Annotated in this window: 19 protein-coding genes and 1 pseudogene; 10 read left to right on the top strand and 10 right to left on the bottom strand. The window is 70.4% G+C overall.

Annotation, left to right across the window (positions count from 1 at the left end; translation table 11 throughout):
* Positions 1-12: 12 nt before the first annotated feature.
* Together ACIQU6_RS28700 and ACIQU6_RS28705 are read right to left on the bottom strand one after the other, a co-directional pair.
* Entirely contained in the window at positions 13-366 is a 354-nt protein-coding gene (locus ACIQU6_RS28700) for a DUF3040 domain-containing protein (RefSeq protein WP_403484584.1), read from the bottom strand.
* A 42-nt stretch (positions 367-408) separates the two neighbouring features.
* Entirely contained in the window at positions 409-867 is a 459-nt protein-coding gene (locus tag ACIQU6_RS28705) for an SPW repeat protein (RefSeq protein ID WP_403484585.1), read from the bottom strand.
* Positions 868-1,037: 170 nt separating this feature from the next.
* Here ACIQU6_RS28705 and ACIQU6_RS28710 point away from each other — a divergent pair, with 170 nt between their 5' ends.
* The 3 genes from ACIQU6_RS28710 (at position 1,038) to ACIQU6_RS28720 (ending at position 3,340) form a co-directional block, all read left to right on the top strand.
* The gene (locus ACIQU6_RS28710) at positions 1,038-1,565 is read left to right on the top strand and encodes a MarR family winged helix-turn-helix transcriptional regulator (protein WP_403484586.1); all 528 of its coding nucleotides are present in this window, start codon (positions 1,038-1,040) and stop codon (positions 1,563-1,565) included.
* Positions 1,566-1,753: 188 nt separating this feature from the next.
* The gene (locus tag ACIQU6_RS28715; RefSeq protein ID WP_403484587.1) at positions 1,754-2,245 is read left to right on the top strand and encodes a DinB family protein; all 492 of its coding nucleotides are present in this window, start codon (positions 1,754-1,756) and stop codon (positions 2,243-2,245) included.
* Positions 2,246-2,737: 492 nt separating this feature from the next.
* Positions 2,738-3,340, top strand: a complete 603-nt coding sequence (locus ACIQU6_RS28720; RefSeq protein WP_403484588.1) for a DUF3291 domain-containing protein — start codon at positions 2,738-2,740, stop codon at positions 3,338-3,340.
* Positions 3,341-3,358: 18 nt separating this feature from the next.
* On the opposite strand, the gene ACIQU6_RS28725 is transcribed toward ACIQU6_RS28720, so the two are convergent.
* The 3 genes from ACIQU6_RS28725 to ACIQU6_RS28735 all read right to left on the bottom strand — a co-directional run bounded on the left by ACIQU6_RS28725 (position 3,359) and on the right by ACIQU6_RS28735 (position 6,494).
* A complete protein-coding gene (locus ACIQU6_RS28725; protein ID WP_403484604.1) occupies positions 3,359-4,180 on the bottom strand; it encodes a heme ABC transporter ATP-binding protein in 822 nt (273 codons plus the stop codon).
* A 120-nt stretch (positions 4,181-4,300) separates the two neighbouring features.
* Positions 4,301-5,419, bottom strand: a complete 1,119-nt coding sequence (locus tag ACIQU6_RS28730; RefSeq protein ID WP_403484589.1) for a FecCD family ABC transporter permease — start codon at positions 5,417-5,419, stop codon at positions 4,301-4,303.
* Between the two features lies 1 nt (position 5,420).
* Positions 5,421-6,494 carry a hemin ABC transporter substrate-binding protein gene (locus tag ACIQU6_RS28735; RefSeq protein ID WP_403484590.1) on the bottom strand — a complete coding sequence of 358 codons (1,074 nt, stop codon included), beginning with the start codon at positions 6,492-6,494 and terminating at the stop codon, positions 5,421-5,423.
* Between the two features lie 203 nt (positions 6,495-6,697).
* Here ACIQU6_RS28735 and ACIQU6_RS28740 point away from each other — a divergent pair, with 203 nt between their 5' ends.
* Positions 6,698-8,167, top strand: a complete 1,470-nt coding sequence (locus tag ACIQU6_RS28740; protein ID WP_403484591.1) for an HtaA domain-containing protein — start codon at positions 6,698-6,700, stop codon at positions 8,165-8,167.
* Between the two features lie 61 nt (positions 8,168-8,228).
* Positions 8,229-9,833 carry an HtaA domain-containing protein gene (locus ACIQU6_RS28745; protein WP_403484592.1) on the top strand — a complete coding sequence of 535 codons (1,605 nt, stop codon included), beginning with the start codon at positions 8,229-8,231 and terminating at the stop codon, positions 9,831-9,833.
* 55 nt (positions 9,834-9,888) lie between these two features.
* On the opposite strand, the pseudogene ACIQU6_RS28750 reads toward ACIQU6_RS28745, so the two are convergent.
* The 4 genes and pseudogenes from ACIQU6_RS28750 to ACIQU6_RS28765 all read right to left on the bottom strand — a co-directional run.
* Positions 9,889-10,138 (bottom strand): annotated as a pseudogene (locus ACIQU6_RS28750) (GNAT family N-acetyltransferase); the annotation flags it as partial.
* Between the two features lie 27 nt (positions 10,139-10,165).
* Positions 10,166-11,131: a nitrilase-related carbon-nitrogen hydrolase gene (locus ACIQU6_RS28755; protein WP_403484593.1), complete on the bottom strand. Its 966-nt coding sequence runs from the start codon at positions 11,129-11,131 to the stop codon at positions 10,166-10,168.
* 192 nt (positions 11,132-11,323) lie between these two features.
* Positions 11,324-12,064 (bottom strand): class I SAM-dependent methyltransferase, encoded by a 741-nt coding sequence (locus ACIQU6_RS28760; RefSeq protein ID WP_403484594.1) that lies wholly within the window; start codon positions 12,062-12,064, stop codon positions 11,324-11,326.
* A 367-nt stretch (positions 12,065-12,431) separates the two neighbouring features.
* Positions 12,432-12,980 (bottom strand): DUF2231 domain-containing protein, encoded by a 549-nt coding sequence (locus ACIQU6_RS28765; RefSeq protein WP_403484595.1) that lies wholly within the window; start codon positions 12,978-12,980, stop codon positions 12,432-12,434.
* Between the two features lie 319 nt (positions 12,981-13,299).
* Between ACIQU6_RS28765 and ACIQU6_RS28770 the strand changes: the two genes are divergently transcribed.
* From ACIQU6_RS28770 to ACIQU6_RS28785, 4 genes are all read left to right on the top strand, one after another.
* Positions 13,300-14,115: a hypothetical protein gene (locus tag ACIQU6_RS28770; RefSeq protein ID WP_403484596.1), complete on the top strand. Its 816-nt coding sequence runs from the start codon at positions 13,300-13,302 to the stop codon at positions 14,113-14,115.
* Positions 14,042-14,266, top strand: a complete 225-nt coding sequence (locus tag ACIQU6_RS28775) for a hypothetical protein (protein ID WP_403484597.1) — start codon at positions 14,042-14,044, stop codon at positions 14,264-14,266. The genes ACIQU6_RS28770 and ACIQU6_RS28775 overlap by 74 nt, the downstream gene beginning before the upstream one ends.
* 119 nt (positions 14,267-14,385) lie before the next feature.
* Positions 14,386-16,038: an aklavinone 12-hydroxylase RdmE gene (gene rdmE, locus ACIQU6_RS28780; RefSeq protein WP_403484598.1), complete on the top strand. Its 1,653-nt coding sequence runs from the start codon at positions 14,386-14,388 to the stop codon at positions 16,036-16,038.
* A 183-nt stretch (positions 16,039-16,221) separates the two neighbouring features.
* Positions 16,222-16,875 carry a hypothetical protein gene (locus ACIQU6_RS28785; RefSeq protein WP_403484599.1) on the top strand — a complete coding sequence of 218 codons (654 nt, stop codon included), beginning with the start codon at positions 16,222-16,224 and terminating at the stop codon, positions 16,873-16,875.
* A gap of 177 nt (positions 16,876-17,052) precedes the next feature.
* On the opposite strand, the gene ACIQU6_RS28790 is transcribed toward ACIQU6_RS28785, so the two are convergent.
* Entirely contained in the window at positions 17,053-17,616 is a 564-nt protein-coding gene (locus ACIQU6_RS28790; RefSeq protein WP_403484600.1) for a ricin-type beta-trefoil lectin domain protein, read from the bottom strand.
* A gap of 366 nt (positions 17,617-17,982) precedes the next feature.
* Between ACIQU6_RS28790 and ACIQU6_RS28795 the strand changes: the two genes are divergently transcribed.
* Entirely contained in the window at positions 17,983-18,387 is a 405-nt protein-coding gene (locus ACIQU6_RS28795; RefSeq protein WP_403484601.1) for a VOC family protein, read from the top strand.
* Positions 18,388-18,487 lie beyond the last annotated feature (100 nt).

Here is an 18,487-nt window from a genome sequence, read left to right on the forward strand (position 1 = left end):
TTTCCAGCCGGTTCATCGGGTCGCGTGCCCGCCGCGACGGAGGTCCGGCTCAGCCGGGCGTTCCGCCCCGCGCCGGAACCGGGCGCAGACCCACGGGAGTCCGGAGGCCAACACCATGGCCCCGGCCGCCATCAGCAGCGCCGCGTCCCGGGCCACGGCCCCGGCGACGAACAGCACGCCGCTCACCGTGACCGCCAGGTAGGCGATCACCACACCTGTCCGGAGCCGCCGCACGAGTCCGGTCCGCCGGCCCCCGGTCCCGGCGCCACCGAAGGTGCCCAGCAGCAGTGCGAACTCGGGATCGTCCTCCAGGAAATACTGTTCGATCTCGGCGAGAGCTCGCCGGTCACGCATGGGTAGAGTCATGGCCACCTCCTTCCGGAGCGGTCGCCATGCGGTGCGCGCCGGCTACTTACCGGTCCTTGGCCGCTGTTCCGCCGACATCGCCAACCGGGTTGCGGCCAACCCGAGGACGAGCGTCACGGCGCCGAGCACGACGTTGTTCCAGATCATTCCGGCGGTCGCGTGGTGGCCGGCGGTCACGACCCACGGCGAGATGATCAACCAGACACCGATCGCCGCGCAGGTCCAGGTCAGCCGGTACATGCGCTCGGGTGCCCGGGTGATCCCCAGGCCGATCACGGCCAGAACGAGGCCGATGATGAGGTTGTTCACGGTCAGTTCCGGGCTTGTCACACGGAAGTGCACCACCCACGGGGAGATCGCCGCGTAGATACCGGTGAGGAGGACCAGGCCGTCGAGAGCGACTGCCTGGCCTCCGCCGACCAGCTTGGCGTAACGCTCGCGCATCTCCGGGACGTCGGGGTGACTGGTGATGTCCGGGGCGTGATGAGAGAGGTCCGACATCCGAATCGCTTCCCCTCAGATATTTCGAATGACCTCACCATCAGAGTATCATTGCTCAGTGCAATAAAGCAGCCAAAAACGGATAAACAGGCGCCCACAACAACACCCCTTCCGGCGCCTATCGCCTGCCAGGAAAACTCCGGCACCTCACCTGACCATGGCGCAAGACCATGAAGCAGTACACCCACCGTGACGGCGAAGCAGCGGCCCCGAAGCGCGACGCGCACGAGACCGTCGAAGAGGTCACCGCTGCACTGATGGAAACCTCCCGGCTCTTCGTCGCGATCTCCGCCCGCTCGCTCGCCGCCACCGATCCCACACTCACCCTCCCCCAACTCCGCACCCTGGTCGTCCTGCACAGTCACGGTGCGGGCAAACTGGCCGCACTGGCCGCCGCGTTGGAGGTCAACGCCTCCACGGCGCTGCGCATGGTCGACAGGTTGCAGGCCGTCGGCCTCGTCGACCGGCAGATCAACCCCGCCAACCGCCGCGAGGTCGTCCTCCGCCTCACCCCGGCCGGCCGGCATCTGGTCGAGAACGTCCTGGCTCACCGCTCGGAGGAGATCGGCACGATCGTCGCCCGCCTCCCCACCGACCAACGCACCGGCCTGATCAAGGCCCTGCGGGCACTGATCGCGGCCGCGGACGAACTGATCTCGGACGCGCAACGCAACGCCCCGCTGGTCGTAACGCCTTGACGTGGTGACCTGGCGTGACGCCTGGCGCAGGGAGCGCGGTTGGGCCCGGCGCGTTGCCCTTCGCACTCCGCGCTCTCGCAGCGAAGGTTGAGCAATCTCAGCGAAGACCGGTGGCAGCTCGGTACGCTCAGCGGAGGTTGAGTGGCAGCCGCGGCCTGGCTGTCTGGGGGAAACGGGGGACACCCGCCATGCAGGACCCGATTCGCACTACCGACGGCCCCGAGCGCCAGCTTCTCGAATACCTGCTTGACCATGTTCGGGCCGAGCTGATCGACACGGTGCGCGGACTCTCCGAAGCAGAGGCCCGCCACCGTCGCGTCCCGTCCATGACGACGTCGATCGGGCTGGTCAAACATGCCGCGTTCGCTGAACGGAACTGGTTTCAGCGCGTCTTGGCGGGGTTGCCGGACTCCGAATGTGACGGTGCGATGGTGGGCGAGGACAGTTTCGTGGTCGGTGACGACGAGACAGTGGCCGACGTCATCGCCGAGTTCGAGCGCGCCAGCGACCGCGCACGAACGATCGCCGCGGGCATCGACCTCGACGCCACCCGACAGCACCCTGTCGTCGGCACCGTCAGCCTGCGATGGATCTATCTGCTCATGATCCAGGAATTCGCCCGCCACGCCGGCCACGGCGACATCCTGCGTGAGCAGACCGACGCCACCAGCCGCGCTTGAGCCCGACCGCCGGAGCGCCGGAGCGTCGACACCACCCCCCGCTCAACGTTCGCTGAAAATCCCTCGCCTCCCTGCGCGAGGCCCTCGGTTCCGCGGTTGTCCCTCGACAGCGAACCCAGTCGCCGCGTCAGCCAACCCAGCCGACCCCGCTGGCGTCGCCCCGGCACACCAGCTTGAGCGGAGCTGTCGATGCTCCTTCCTCCCCCGCGGTGCCGGGCCGTGCGCACTTCCACGACGGCAGGCGGCGCCACCGCCCCAAGTCCCGAAAGGCCTGCCCAAGAGGCCACTTGGACAGGGAAAACGCAACTTCGACATGGCCCGCAGAGGCAGCTACATTCACCTGGCCTTCGGTGGTCGCCCACGGTCGCACGGGGGTTTCTTCAGGCTGAGCCGCCCTCGACGGGGTGCGTCGGTCACGCCCCACGCGCCCTCGCCGCCCTGCACAAGCCACCGAACCGGGTCCACACCAGGCCCTCAACCAGGGAGAGACGCATGCCCCATCTTGCTCTGTACACATTCGGCGTCCTGAAGTCACCTCTCGCCGATCCCGCACCTCTGACGCGCGAGTTCCACGACGGTGCTGAGGCCGTCTACCGGTCGATCAGTCAGCACCCCGGATATCTCGCTCGTGCTGAAGCGGCAGCCGGCGGCCGGGGCACACACTTCGACCTGGACTGGGGTGCATGGGGGGAGTTCGCCGTACCGACCTGGTACGGCAAGGGCCATACGGTGGAGACCCTCGCCCTGGCCACGACCCTCTCGCTCTGGACCGACCTGCGCCCCGCCTTCGACGCCATCTACACCGGTCTGCACCGTGCGGCGCTGAACAGGCGTTACGACTGGTTCGAGAGGTCAGAACACCCGGCCTACGTGTTCTGGTGGGTCTCCGACGGCGTGATACCCACCTGGCAGGACGGGGTTTCCAGACTGGAGCACCTCCACGACCACGGCTCCACGCCGCACGCCTTCACCTTCCACCACGCGTTCGCCCCGGACGCGACTCCGACCAGGATCAAGGGCATCGGGCCGAAGAGCGGCCAGGTCGCCGAGAAGGATTCCTGGGCGACCGGGCTCGCTGTCAAACGCCTGGGGTGAATGACGGCGAACTGCGGTTCAGCGGTCGCGTACGGGGATGACCAGTGGTCGGCCGGTCCTGGGGTGTTCGACCACCTCCACCGGCTGCCGGTAGATCCGGGACAGCAGGCCGGCCTCGAAGACCTCGGCCGGTGGCCCCTGAGCGGCGATCCGGCCGCCGTGCAGCACGGCGGCCCGGTCCGCGTACGCCGAGGCCAGGCCCAAGTCGTGCAGCACCACGACCACCGCGTCCCCGGCCGCCGCCCGCTCCCGGCAGATTCTCAACACCAGTTCCTGGTGGCGCAGATCGAGGGCGGCGGTCGGCTCGTCCAGGAGGAGGAGCGGGGCACGCTGGGCCAGTACGCGGGCCAGTGCCACCCGTGCGCGCTCTCCGCCGGAGAGGTCGGAGAAGGGCCGCTCGGAAAACCGTGCCACCTCGGTGGCCGCCATCGCCGCCGTCACCGTGGGCTCGTCCTCGTCCTGGGCTGGCGTACCGGCCCAGGGCGCCCGGCCCATCCGTACGACCTCGGCGACGGTGAAGGGGAAGGACAGCGCGGCGGACTGCGGCAAGACGGCACGGCGCAGGGCGAGTTCGGGGGCGGACCAGTCGTTGGCCGGGCGGCCGTCGATGCGGACCTCGCCGCCCCCGACGGGCAGGTCGGCGGCGAGCGCGGCCAACAGGGTTGACTTCCCCGCCCCGTTGGGGCCGACCAGCGCCAACACCTCGCCGGCGGCGACCGTCAGGTCCACCCCGTCCACCACGGCCCGTCCGCCCAGGCGCACGACCAGCCCGCGGGCGCTGACGTACTCCCGGCCGGGCTCGGGCCGGGCCGGGGTGCGCCGGGACGTCCGGGTGAGCAGCTTGCCGATCACGGCTGGTCTCCTTGATGGTTGGGCGGGTTGCGATGGGGTTGGCGTGGAGCCGTGTATGTCCGGCCGGACTCGTGCGGTGTCTGGTCGTCCGTCCGGCCGCCCCCGGCGTCACGCCCAGCCGCCCTGTCTGCGGCGGGTCCGGCGCAGCAGCCAGAGGAAGAACGGGCTGCCGAACAGCGCGGTGAGCACGCCCAACGGTAGTTCGGCGGGCGCCACCGCCGTACGGGCGGCGAGGTCGGCCACCACCAGGACCAGGGCGCCGCCCAAGGCGCTGCCCGGGATCAGGAAGCGGTGGCCGGGGCCCGCGGCCATCCGTAGCAGGTGCGGAACGAGGAGCCCGACGAAGGTGATGATCCCGGCCACCGCCACCGCCGCGGCGGTCAGCAGCGCCACCACCAACACCAGGGCGATCCGCAGCCGTTCGACGTCCACGCCCAGATGGCGGGCGGGCCGCTCGCCGAGCGCGAGCAGGTCCAGTTTGCGGGCGTACAGCGGCGCCGCGGCCAGGCCGGCAAGTGCGCACGGCAGCACCGCGAGCACCTTCGGCCAGGTGGCCTGGGAGAGCGAGCCGAGCTGCCAGAAGGTGATCTGGCTGATCTGGGCGTTGTCCGCGAGGAAGACGAACAGGCCGATCAGGGCGCCGGCGAAGGCGTTCACGGCGATGCCGGTGAGGATCAGCGTGACGACTTCCGTGCGCCCGCCGGAGCGGGAGAGCAGATAGACGAGGGTGACGGTGAGCAGTCCGGCGGCGAACGCGCAGACCGTCACCGTCCAGTTGCCCAGGAACGTCAGGCCGAGCGCGATCGCGCCGACCGCGCCGACGGCCGCGCCCGAGGAGATGCCGATGACGCCGGGTTCGGCGAGCGGGTTGCCGAAGACGCCCTGCATCAGTGCGCCGGCGCAGCCGAGCGAGGCCCCGACGAGCAGCCCGAGCACCACCCGCGGCACTCGTACGTTCCACAGCACGCTCTCGCCGACCCGGTCCAACTCCGCGCCGCCGAGGTGGAGTCGGTGCAGCACGGACCCCACGACGTCGCCGACCGGGATGTCGTACGCGCCGGTGCCGGCGGAGAGCAGGGCGGCCAGCAGCAGCGTGGCGGCCAGGCCGAGGGTGAGGAGGAAGGGGACGCGGTGGCGGGTGGGGCGCGATGAGGGGGCGGGCTCCCTCGCGTCGGCGGAGCCTCCCGTCGGGGTGTGCGTGGTGGTCGTCGGGCCCGGGATTGCCATGTCACTTCCCCTTGGCGTGGAACTGGCCGACGAGCGAGGCGAGCACCTGGTCCGTCCGCGGGCCGAAGTTGAGCAGCACGCCGTCGTCGACGCTGGCCACCCGGCGGTTCATCCCGGCCGGGGTCTCGGCGACGCCGGGGATCTTCTCCAACCCGTCGATCCCGCCCACGGAGTCCAGGCCCTTGGTCATGACGAGGATGACGTCCGGCGCCGCCTTGGCCAGTGCCTCGCTGGTGATCGGGGTGAAGTCCTTGGTCAGCCCGGAGTCCTTGCCGGCGTCCACTCCCCCGGCCGCCTCGATCAACGAGTCCGCTCCCGAGCCGGCGCCGCCCAGGAGGTAGACGGAGGCCGAGCCGCGGAGGTAGAGGAAGGCCACCCGCGGTCGGCCCTCACCGTGCTTCTTCTCCCGCGGGATCTCCTTCTCAACTGCCGCCAGGCGCTGCTCCGTTCGCTGCCTGAGTGCCGTACCGGCCGGTTTCACGCCGAGGGCCGCGGCCACCGCGTCGATGCGCTTCCCCACGTCGGAGAGGCGCTTGGCCGGTTCGAGGACGACGAGCGGGATGCCCGCGTCGCGGATCTGGGCGAGGGCCTCGGCCGGTCCGGTGGTGGTGTCCGCAAGCACCACGTCGGGCTTGAGGGAGAGCACGTTCTCCGCCGAGACGTCGTGCGCGCGGGTGACCACGGGCAGCCGCTTGGCCTGCTCGAAGGTGGTGGTGATGTCGCGGGCCACCACCTTGTCGCCCAGGCCGAGGGAGTAGACGAGCTCCGAGAGGGAGCCGGTGAGCGGCACGATCCGGTCGGCCTTGCGCACCGTCACGTCGTGGCCGTCGGCGGAGCGCGCGGTCGCCGGCAGCGTCGGGGCGGGGGCCGGGCCGGCCAGCGGCTCGACGCGATCGGCGGCGGGCCGGGCCGCGGTCGGGGAACCGCCCTGGCCGCTCCCGCCCTTGGCGCTGCCTTCCTTGCCGCCGCAGCCGGTGAGCAGCGCGACGAGGGTCAGCAGGAGTGCGAGTGCGGCGGCCGGTGCGCTGCGGGTGCGAAGGCCCCGGCCGTCGGAGGCCCGGAGGGGCGCGGTCACTGTCCCGCCTTTCTGAGGAGGTCGGTTGACGTGGGTGGGGGTTGGGGTGGGTTGGCGTTGGTTGGTGCGGGTTGACGCGACTTACGTGAAGGAGTTTAGGTTAGCCTTACCTTAGTGACCAGCCCTGAAAGGGGTCCTCGATGCTGCTGCCCCGCAGACCGGTCCGCGGCCATCCCCGCGGCCGCGCTCACGGCCGAGCCCGCATGCGCGGCCGTTTCCGCGCCCACGGCCGCGCACTCGCCCTCGCGCTCCTGACGGCACTGCTGGGCGGGCTGCTCCCCCTCACCACCGCCACCACCGCATGGGCCGAGCAACGCACGGTCTCCGGCGGCAGACTGGACTGGGCCGTCAAGTCCTCCTTCCAGGCATACGTCACCGGACCGATCGCGCAAGGGAGTTGGGGCCTGAGCCAAGGAGCCGCCACGGTCGGCGCCAACCGCTTCCGGTTCCACTCCGCCACCGGCGACTACGACCCCACCACCGGCGCGCTGACCGCCGGCTTCTCCGGCGCGGTGCGCTTCACCGGCCACCGGAAGCCGGACGGCGGCTTCGAACTGGACCTGACCATCAGCCGGCCGCAGGTCGTCGTCTCCGGCGGCAGCGGCACCCTCTACGCCGACCTGACGAGCAAGGCGAAGGGCACCGGAAAGGTCACCACGGCCGCCCGGGTGCCGCTGGCCTCCCTGAACCTCGGCGGCGTGGACACCCGCGGCGGCGGCAGCCCGATCGCCCTCAACAACGTTCCCGCCACGCTCACTTCACAGGGCGCGCGGGCCTTCGCCGGGTACTACCCGGCCGGCACCGCCCTGGACCCGGTGAGCCTGTCGGCCGACGTCAGGGCAGCCTCCGGCGACGGCGCGGCCAAGGGCCGAAGCGGCGACGCCGACGCCCACGGCGGGCCGCACGACGCCACACAGGACAAGGACGGCCGCCGGAACAACGACGAACCGGGCGCCTTCGCCGACGCCGCCGTCGACTGGGGCGTACGACGCACCTTCCGCGAGTACGTCACCGGCGACATCGCCAAGGGCGCGTGGCGACTGACCGACGGCGCCCAGGACGGCGGCGCGGTCTTCCGCTTCCCCCGCGGCAAGGGCGGCTACGACCCCCAACACGGCACTCTGGACGCCGAGTTCACCGGAAGCGTGCGCTTCACCGGCACCCATCTCGACCTCGCGCTGAGCCGGTTCGCCGTGAAGGTCGCGGACGGCAGGGGCACGCTGTCCGCAACGGTCACCACCGCCGGCACCACAACGGACCGCACACCGCTGGCCACCTTCGACGCCAAGGACCTCAAGCCCAAGGACGGCCTGGCGACACTGACCGAAGCACCCGCCAGGCTCACCGCGGACGGCGCCAAGGCCTTCGGCGGGATGTACCGGGCAGGCACGGAGATGGACCCCGTTTCGCTCGCCGTCGCCGTGGACGCCAAGGCCACGCTCCCCGCCCTCCCCAACCTGGGCAGCGACCCCACACCGCCCACCAACCCGTCGGCCAAACCCAATCCGCGGCCCAACGCCGCCCCCGTCGCGGCGGCAGACGACTCCACCGCCTTCCCCGTCCTCCCGGCGTCCCTCGGAGCCGGCGCGCTCGCCCTGGCGGCCGTCGCCTTCCTGATACTGCGCACCCGGCGCCGGGCAGCCGGGGCCACCCCACCACCGACCCAAGACTGACCCCCACCCACACCACAGCACGCAACGCCCCATCCCACCCCGCCAAGGAGAACGCCCCGCCATGTCCGTCATACGCCGCCCCCTCGCCCTGGCCGCCGCCCTCGTCACCGTCGCCGGCAGCGCGGTCCTGGGCCTGCCGACCGCCGCCCTCGCCGCACCCACCGGCGGCTCCGGCGCCCCCTCGATCACGCTCAAGGACGGAACCCTCGACTGGGGAGTCAAGGAGTCCTTCCGCAGATACGTCACGGGCCTGGCACTCGGCACGATCGAGACCGCGGACGGCGCCCAACAGGACGCGGACAACGGCCCGTTCACCTTCGCCGGCGGCACCGGTCACTATGACCTGAGCACCCATGCAGTGGCCACCACCTTCCAGGGCAGCGTCCGCTTCGCCTCCAAGCTGCACGGCTTCGACATCCGGCTCGCCGACCTCAAGGTGTCCACTGACGCGGCCAACAAGGGCGCGTCCGGCGCGATCACCGCCGATGTCACCGCGGGCGGGAAGACCCGGGACGACGTGCCGCTGGCCTCGCTCGACCTCTCCAAGGTCAGGCCGGAGAGCGGCGCCGGCGGCGCGATGACCTTCGCGAAGATCCCCACCAAGCTGACGGCCCAGGGTGCCGAGGCGTTCAACGGCATGTACCAGGAAGGGCAGGAACTGGATCCGGCGACGCTGACCGTGCGCCCGGACAGCAGCGGCCCGGACAAGCCGGAGCAGCCTGGCAAGCCCAACCAGCCCGGCGAGCCCGAGAAGCCCGGCGAGCCGGGCAAGCCGTCCGACGACCAGCGCCCCTCGCCCACCCCGACCGACAAGCCGTCGGCCGGTGCCAGGCCCCAGTCCGGGTCCGGGTCCGACGCCACCCCCCGCAACTCCGGCAAGGTCTACGACGGAAACCTCGACTGGGGCATCAAGAAGAAGTTCCGCGACTACGTCAACGGACCCATCGCCCACGGCAAGGCCGAACTCTCCGGCGGGGCCGCCACCACAGCGGCCGGCTACCGCTTCCCCAAGGGTCACGGCACCTACGACGCCCAAAAGGCCACGCTGGCGGCGGAGTTCAACGGCGCGGTGCGCTTCACCGGCCACGGCGGCGCGCTGGACCTGAAGTTCAGCAACCTCCGCATCAAGGCCGACAACGGCAGGGGCACACTGATCGCCGACGTCGCCAGCAAGCCGCGCACCATCGACGGCAACGCCCCCACCAAGGCCGTCGACATCCCCAACATCGCGATCGCCGAACTGAAGCTGCCGTCCGGCGCGCTGGCCGCCACTCGCGGCGTGATCACCCTCAAGAACATCCCGGCGACCCTGACCGCCGCCGGCTCCAAGGCATTCTCCGGCATGTACCCGGCGGGCGAAACCCTCGACCCGGTCAACGCCTCGCTCGCTGTCGACTCCACCGCCCAACTCCCCTCCCCCGCAGCCGGATCCTCCGGATCCACCGACGCCGACGCCTCCACCGGCCCGGCCTCCGCGAACGGCGCCGGCGGCGCATCCGGTGCCGCCAGCTTCGCCAGCGGCGACACCGCCGGCGGCGCCGCCTCCCTGGCCGCCACCGGCAGCGCCCTGCCCACCGCGCCCCTGCTCGGCACCGCCGCCGCCCTCGTGGTCACCGGCGTCGCCACCACCTACGCCACCCGCCGCCGCGGCACCACCGCCCGCTGACCCGACCGCCTCCGGGACGACCAACCCTTGGTGCTGAGCCGTAGGCCGTGGTGCGCTACGGCTCAGCACCAAGATCACGCTGGTACCAGGTGCCTGGCTTGCCTCCGAGGTGGGCCGGGTCGGCTGCCCCGATCGGCACGAACCCGGCCTTGTACCGCAGTGCCACGCGCACGCTCGATGCCGACCAGGTTGAACCGCCCAACCACCGAACCGTCCTCCGCGACGAGCACACGGAAGGCGCAGACACCCGCCTCCTGTCTGGCCAACAACGCAGCGAACCGTTCGGCGAACTCCTCGAAGAAGTCAATGGGCCCCGTCATCCGTGGGCCCGGTCATCCGTTGAGCACGGTGTTGTGCGCGGACTCGTCCACGTGGAGGGTGAAGACGTCGGGGCGGGCGTAGTGGCCGGTGGGGTCGAAGTCGAAGCGGGCACGGGTGAGGTCGTCGAGGTCGAGTTCGGCGGAGAGGATGCCTTCGCCGTTGCGCAGCGGGCCGGCGAGGACCTCGCCGAGTGGGGAGACGATGACGGAACCGCCGCCGATGATGACGGTGTCGGGCGCGTCGCCCTGGGTGGGGTGGAGGTCGGCGGGGAAGCCGTCGCGGCGTAGGTACTGGTTGGCGCTGAGGACGAAGCAGCGGCCCTCCAGGGCGATGTGACGCATGGTGACCTGCCAGGCATCGCGGTCGTCCACGGTCGGCGCGCACCACAGGTCGACGCCCTTGGCGTACATGGCCGTACGGAACAGCGGCATGTAGTTCTCCCAGCAGATGGCGGCGCCGAGGCGGGCGGTGCCGGTGTCGATGACCGGGAGGGTGGAGCCGTCGCCCTGACCCCACAGGTAGCGTTCGGCGGCGGTCGGCATGAGCTTGCGGTGCAGGCCCAGGTAGCCGTCGGGGCCGAAGTGAAGGGCGACGCAGTAGAGGGTGCCGCCCTGTCGTTCGACGGCACCGACGACGGCGTGGCAGTCGAGTTCCCTGGTGAGGCCGGCGAGGTGGTCGGTCTCGGGGCCGGGGACGGTGATGGCGGCGTCGTGGTAGCGGCGGAAGAGCTCACGGCCGGCCGGGGTGCGCATGCCGACGGTGACATCGAAGTCCAGGCCCTTGGGGTAGCCGCCGAGGAACGCCTCGGGGAGGACGATGACTTGTGCGCCGTGGTCGGCGACGGCCTCGCGGATGAGTTCGTCGGCACGGGCCAGGGCGGCCTGCGTGTCGAAGAGCGGGGCGGCTGCCTGGACGACGGCGGCGGTCACGGTGCGGCGGGGGGCGCGGGCCGCGGCGGCGGCTTGCTGAGTGGCCATGGCACCGAGACTAGGAATCCCCACGCCGTCGGGCAACCAGTGCCCGGTTTTCGCGGCGACACACCACCGCGGCCGCGCCGCCGCTCGTCGCACGCTCAGTACCTTCGGCGACCAGGCCAACCACCGGCGGTCCGGCCCCCGTTCGCGTCGGGCGGGTTGCGAGGGCGGACCGCCGGAGTGTTCCGTCGGCCGTCAGGCGCGGCAGCGCAGCATCTCCAGCGGCGGGTTGGCGAGGAAGTCGGCCCAGTAATCCGCCCCGAACTTGCGCACGCCGGCGTCGGACACCTCCAGTGGCACCCAGGCCAGCTCACTGAATCCGGCAGCCCGCAGGCACTTTTCGTAGACCTCGCGGCGCGGACAGGTGGCGACGATCTCGATCGGTGGGTCGAGCAGCGCCGTGGTCCGGGCGCGGGGTCCGGCTTCGTCCTCCTCCCCGGTCAGCTCCGTGTGGAAGCCGTACTTGTGCAGCAGCGGTCCGTCGAAGCGGTAGTCGGGGGTCTGGACGAGCAGGAAGAACTCGGCGCCGGGCGCCAGGCTCCGGTGCACGTTGCGGCACATCCGCTCCATGGCGGCGATGTTCTCCGCGTAGTTGAGCAGTTGGACCGCCGTGGCGACGTCGAAGCGCCGCCCGAGGGGCGGCAGTTCGGCCACGTCGCCCACTTCGTAGCGCACACCCAGCGGCTGGGATTCCTCCAGCTCCTGTGCTGCAGCGACCATTTCACCGGAGATGTCGATTCCGAGCACCTCCGCGGCACCGCGCCGCCTGAACTCCCTGCTGTAGAAACCGGTGCCGGAGGCCAGGTCGAGGAGCGACTTGCCGCGCACGTCCCCAACCATGGCCAGGAAGCTGGGCACCTCCGCGTAGTGTGCCAGCGGCAGGGCCTTGAACCCCTCGAACGCCTCACCTATCTCGTCATACTGTTGCGCACTCATCGTGCCGTGCCCTCCTCGTGCCTCGTTCGCCATGTCCTTGGCGTCGCCGTGTTCTTGGCGTCGGCCCCCGCACCCGGGACAGGCCGCGGCCACTGGCGGGCAGTCTTCCCGCACCCCGGCGGACCGCTGTACTGGCAGAAGCAACGAAGATCCGGGCCTGGCCCCGGTCTTGCGCACAGGCACCGGCGTCGAAGATCCGTATCCGGTCCGGCGGCCTCGGCTCGGCGAAAGCGGGATGGGCAGCGCACGAGTCCTTCTCCGTTGCGGATCGGCTCGTTCACGCGGCTGATGCCCCTCCGCGTGGAGCAGCCCTCGGCGTGCGAGCCGTTGGCGTGGGGTGCCTAGTGGCCACCCGCCGGCCTCCGTCTCATCCATGGCGCGTGACGGAGAAGTTGTCGTGCCAGGCCGCCTGGGCTCCTGAGTCCCCGATGCGATAGGTCTGCACCACCGCGCCGGCGCCCACCACCAGCGAAAGCACCACCGCCGCCACGCGCAGCACACCCGGTGCTCGCGCTGCCGACCGTCGGCCTCCGGCTTCGGTCGTCGTGGCGGGAGCGTCGGCATCGGCGTCGGCCGAGTGCGCCGCCCCGGCACGGCGGTGCATCCACCACAGTGCCGCCGCCAGCACGAACAGGCCCGCCACCCAAGGCAGCAGCCCGTCACCCAACTCGGCGTGCTTGCGCACCAACGGGTCGCTGTCGACGTGGTGCTTGAGCCACTCTCCGGCATGGGTGGTGAGCGGCACGCCGGCCAAGGACACCACGGCCGACACCGGCAGGGCGAGCCCGAACCGCCGGGCCAGGCTGGGCCACACGGCGCACAGCACCACGGCAAGTGCCGTCAACGGCACGAGCACCACCACGAGATGCACGAAGAGCACGTGTGCGGGTATCCCGTTGATCAACGTCGGCCCCATCGGCGCTCCTTGTATCCGTCGTAGCCGGCGACCGCAACCTACTACAGGCTTGTAGACGCTTGATAGGGGCCTTGCTCGCCCTGCGGGTCGGCGTGCGCCACGCTGGTACGGGTGGTGGAACACCGGTCGGGGCCTGATCCGACGCGGCACGCCTGGTCAGCGCATCGAATCGGCCGCCGTGGCGCCTCACTCCTTCGTGCGTACGTGTCGCGGTGGTGCGCCGGGCGTCGCGCGGCCACTGACACGATGCATGCGGCGTTCGGCGCCACGGCACGGTGCCGCGCCCCCGTCCCGTTCGGAGAGAGGCAGTGGCCCAGGAATGACGGATTCGGACTCGCGGCAGGCCCCCTTCTACGTCACCAAGGCCGAAGACCGACAACTGCGCGTCGCCGCCGACCTGCTGAGCCCCTCACTCGTCATCGACCAGGCATCGTCGTTCGACGAGTACGTCCGCCAGATGATGGTTCCGCCGGCCGTCATGGACCTGGCCCACAAGGCCACCGACATCCGGCTGGCGGCCTGGGAAAACCAGGCACTGCGCAAGCAGTTCGAGCCGGCCCTCACCGACGACGAACGACCACGACTGCTGCGCGAGATCCTGCGCCGCGAGTCCCAGGAAGACCCCAGTCACCCTCCCTACGTGCGGGTGGCGTGCACCGGGCGCGGCAAGTACGACGATCTCGCCGAGCAGTACGGATACGACCCGAACCTGCCCATGGCGGGCGACAGCGGCGACTTCGGCTCACCGGTGGTCCTGGAGCTGTGGCCCGCCGGGCACTACTCCCCGATGCACTCCCACGGCAACACCACCGGCATCATCTACTGCCTGGCCGGCCAACTCGACGTGATGTCCTACAGCAAGCTGGACTGGAACGCCGACAAGCGCGGCCTGGTCACGCTGACGCCGGGCAAGGTATGCCTGGCTCTCCGGCGACACTTACGACGTGCACAAGGTGTTCTGCCCCATGGACGGCGGCCGAGCCGTCCTGCCCGACCAGATCAACAACACCGCCGACTTCGCCGCCAGCTTCCACGTCTACCTCGACGAGCACAAGCTGTCGATGGACCACTACGAGCCGTACGACCCGGAGTCCGCGGTGCCGGACGGCGTCGACGTCTTCTCCTACGTCGATGAGAGCGAACCCCACCTCGTCAAACCGCTCAGGACCTCCTGCGACCTGTCGTGGCGCGCCCTGTGGATGGTTCTGGCGAAGACCGCGCTCTACCAGTTCCGTCGCGACCCGAACGGCCCATTGGCCGCCGAGCTCGTCAAGAACCTCTTCTGACATCTCTTCCGACGTCACGGTCCGCGGCAAGCCCGCGGTCGCCCGAAAACCAGTTGATGGCCAGGGATGTGGCCGGTAGGCAACGGGGGTACAGCGGTACATGGCGAGAGGGATCAATCATGGGTGACCGGGTGTCGGTTCTGGTCGTCGGCGCCGGACTGGCCGGCCTGTCCAGCGCAATGTTCCTGGCTCAGCGGGGAGTTGGTGTGCTGCTGGTGGAGCGGCGATCCGGCACTTCGCCGTTTCCGCGGGCGGTGGGACAGAACCAGCGCACGATGGAGTTGTTGGGGTTCGGTGGGGTCGCCGACGCGGTGCAGGCGTGTGGGCCCGCGGCGACGGGGTTCCGGGTCCGGATCGCGGCCAGTTTGCGGGGGCCGGCCTTCCAGGAGTCCGTCCACGACGATGTCGTCGCCAATGCGGGTGCCCTGTCCCCGGCGGTGTGGGGCATGGCCGGCCAGGACAAGGCGGAGCCGCTGCTGCGGCGGCGCGCCGAGGAGCTCGGTGCCCAACTGCGCTTCGGCATCGAGTTGGTGTCGTTCACCGAGGACGCGACCGGGGTGACGGCGGTGTTGCGGGAGCGCGGTGGCGAGCTGACGACGGAGGTGCGCGCCGACTACCTCGTCGCGGCGGACGGCGCCCGCAGCGGCGTGCGGGAGGCGCTCGGCGTCAACCGGCACGGCCCGGGCGGCCTCTCACACAACATCAACATGATCTTCGACGCCGATCTCAGTGAGCTGATCGACCATGAACGGCCCACGTTGCACATAGTGCACAACGACCAGGTCGCCGGCGTGTTCGCCCCCGTCGACACCGTCAACGGGCGGCATCTGTTCAGCACTTCGTACGATCCGGACAACGGTGAGTCGCCCGCGGACTTCACCCCCGAGCGGTGCACCGAGCTGATCCGGACGCTCACCGAACTGCCTGAACTTGAGGTGCGGATCAAGGCCGTGCAGCCGTGGGAGATGGCGGCGGCGGTGGCGGACCGGTTCCGAGTGGGGCGGGTACTGCTGGCCGGTGACGCGGCCAAGGTCACCCCGCCGATCGGTGGGTTCGGCGGCAACACCGCCATCGGCGACGCCTTCGACCTGGCGTGGAAGCTCGCTGCGGTGCTCGACGGTTCGGCCGGTCCGGGACTGCTCGACAGCTACGACGCCGAGCGACGCTCGATCGCCGAGCGGGTCGTGGCCGAGTCGTTGCGGTTGCGGGACACCCGCGCAATCTCGTCGCCCAGCAAGGACACCGAGAAGGTCTCCGAGCAGCAGAAGGCCGTCGAGCTCACGCTCGGGTTCCGCTACCGCTCGGACGCGGTGCTCACCGAGGACGACGACCCGGCCGACGCGGAGGACCCGTTCGAGCCCTCCGGACGTCCCGGATTCCGCGCGCCGCACGTGTGGTTGCGCAACGGGGACGGTGAGAAGGTCTCCACGGTGGACTTGTTCGGACACGACTTCGTGCTGCTGTCCGGAGTGACGGGTGGCTTCTGGACCGATGCGGCCAAGCAGGTCGCCGCGAGCCTCGGCGTCGCCGTCCGCACGCACCTGATCGGCATGGAACTGACCGACGCCGACGGCCGGTTCCCTCTTCGGTACGGGATCAACACTTCTGGAGCCAGCCTGGTCCGGCCGGACGGCGTCGTCGCCTGGCGCACCGCAACAGCGCCGGACTATCCGGCGCGGACGTTGTCGCACGTACTCACGGCGGTGCTGGCAAGGGAGTCGGAGGGCGGAATGTCAGCGCCCCGACGTCCCAAGGCGGTTGCTTCCGAGTAGGGGGCGTCGTCGGCTCACCGCCGCCTGGCCTACGCGCCGGGCAGCGGCGAGCCGGCGGCTTGAGAGCGACTCGTTTCTCCGGCCTTGCCCGGGCCGACCATGATGGCCGGTCAGGGGCGGCTCAGGGATGCATAGGGGTGATCCCTGATCCGGTGGTGCGGTGCCGACCGACAAGATCGACTCATGACGAACCGATCTCGGGGAATGCGCCGAACCGCACTGACGCAGACCGCACTGACACAGGCCGCATGGATGCAGACCGCTTTCATCGCCGGCCCGCTGTGCATGGCCGCGTATGGAGCCATCCGCCTCTCCGACCCGACCCACGGGCCGAATCTTGCCTGGATCAGCGGTCATATCGCCATGGTCGCCGGGGTGTTGCTCTTCGGCGCGATCTTCCTGGGCCTGACGCGGCTGTCCGAGCCGACCACCCGTGCCTCGCGGGTGAGTGCCCGCGCGGCGGCGTTCCTCGGGCTGGCGGGGGTGGTGTCGGTCACCGCTCAGGGTGTCATCGACATCGTCGTCGGCTTTCGGGCCGACGATCGGGCCGGCATGCAGCGGCTCTTCGAGGGTATACAGAGCCAGCCCGGGGTCATGCCCGCGGTGTACACGGTCGGCCCGACGCTGTTCTCCGTCGGCCTGGTGTGGCTGACGGTCCAGCTCGCCGTACAGCGCCGCATCCGTGCCTGGCGTCCCGCACTGGTCGTGCTCGGGACGGCGACGATGCTGACCAGCCTCGATCTCATGCCGCTCGGCGCGCTCTTCTTCTGCGCGGCGCTGTCTCCCTTGGGGCGCGGCATAGCCGCTTCCCGCACCGCACCTGTCCGGCTGGTGTAGCCCTGGCGCTGCCACCGGCACGGAGCCGCTCGCCACGCCTCCCGGTCCCGCCCCCGGCCCCGCTCCCGCTCCCGGGGAAGCGATGCGAGGTGTTCGGGGTGGGCGTCGGCAGCGTCCGAGGAACGGCGGGTGGCTCGCTCCTCGGACGCGGTGAGTGTGCTCGCGACGCGACGTGGTCTACATGTCGGGGTTGATCGGTGTGTCGCTCGCCGAGGGGTGCCAGTCGAACTGCTGGTAGATGCTGGCGGCCGCGCCGGGCGTGGAGCCCATGAGGTGGTACGAGCCGCGTGGCCCCGGCATGCCCGTGGCGTACAGGCAGGCGTTGGCGGCGTTGCAGAGGCTGTGGTCGGAGTTGAGCGTCCAGCGCTGATGCGGGTCGTTGCCGTTGCAGTCATAGGCAGCGGCGTCCGGGCCGTCGCTCGGCCCGCTGGCGACGTGGGCCCACAGGCACCGGCCGTCGTTGGTGCTGTGGATGAGGCCGTCCTGGCCCCAGAACCAGAACTGGTTCCACGTGCCCATGCAGGGCTTGATGACGACCGGCCGCCCGTTGCCGTTCATCTGCCGGTACTCGTCCATGCAGAAGTAGGTGCCGTTGTCGGAGGGCGGCTTGTAGAGGGCGGCGAGGAAGCCGTAGGCGTAGGGCTGGGGCGCGGCCGGGTCCGCCTGTGCGGCGGTTGGCAGGGTGAAGCCGAGGCCGAGCACGGCTGCCAGTGCAGCGGCGATCCTTCCAATGCGCTTCATCAGGTCAACTTCCTTGCGAGTCTTCACTGTTGAGCCGGAAAGGAGCGCTGCGAACGGTAGCCGAGCGGTGTGAAGCTCCGCCAGGGAATGTCCGGGAATCTCTCGCAAAGGCAGTAAGTTGCGGCAAGTTAACGCCATGTCCGGACTGAAGGTCGTTGTCGTTGACCTCGTCGGGGATGCGGCGATGGTGGCCTCGTGGTGGCGCGCTGTCGCAGTGACCGCGCGTGCGTACTTCTCCCCCTGCCTTCCCCACTCGCCTGACCTGGGCACGGCGTCAGAGGACAGTGCCTGTCCTGAATTCGCCCTACCGTGGGCCTGTCCGCTGCGACGGCCACTCCACACCCGCGCTGCTCGAAGGAATCCACCATGACCAGCACCGGTTCACCCGGCCTCAAGCCCTTGGCGGGGAAAATCATCTGCCATGCGATGTGGGCGCAGGACGGCCGCGAGCTCGCCGAGTTCTATGCCGCCGCTCTCGGAACCGAGGTCGCCCAGACCTTCGCCGGCGAAGACGGCAACGACGCCGCCTTCGCCTTCTACCTCGGCGAGGCGATGTACCTCTTCTACACCTCCGCCTCCTTCGTCGCCCCTGACTGGCCGCAGGGCGACCTGCCGTTCCACATGGACCTGATGTTCGACGACGTGGTGGCGGCGGAGGAACGGCTGCTACAGATGGGGGCGACCAAGCCGACCCACCAGCCCGGTGGCCGGAACTGGACCGTCCTTCTCGACCCCTCCGGGCAGCCGTTCTGCATCCACGCCGGCAGCTAGGAATGTTCTGAAGATCTTGCGTGTGGGGTTGTCTGGCTGTGGGCTGTAGGGCCCCTTGTGTCAGGTGTGGGTTGTGGTGATCGTCCAGGTGCCGTTGGTG

The organism is Streptomyces sp. NPDC090442 (assembly GCF_044769405.1).
Lineage (GTDB): Bacteria > Actinomycetota > Actinomycetes > Streptomycetales > Streptomycetaceae > Streptomyces.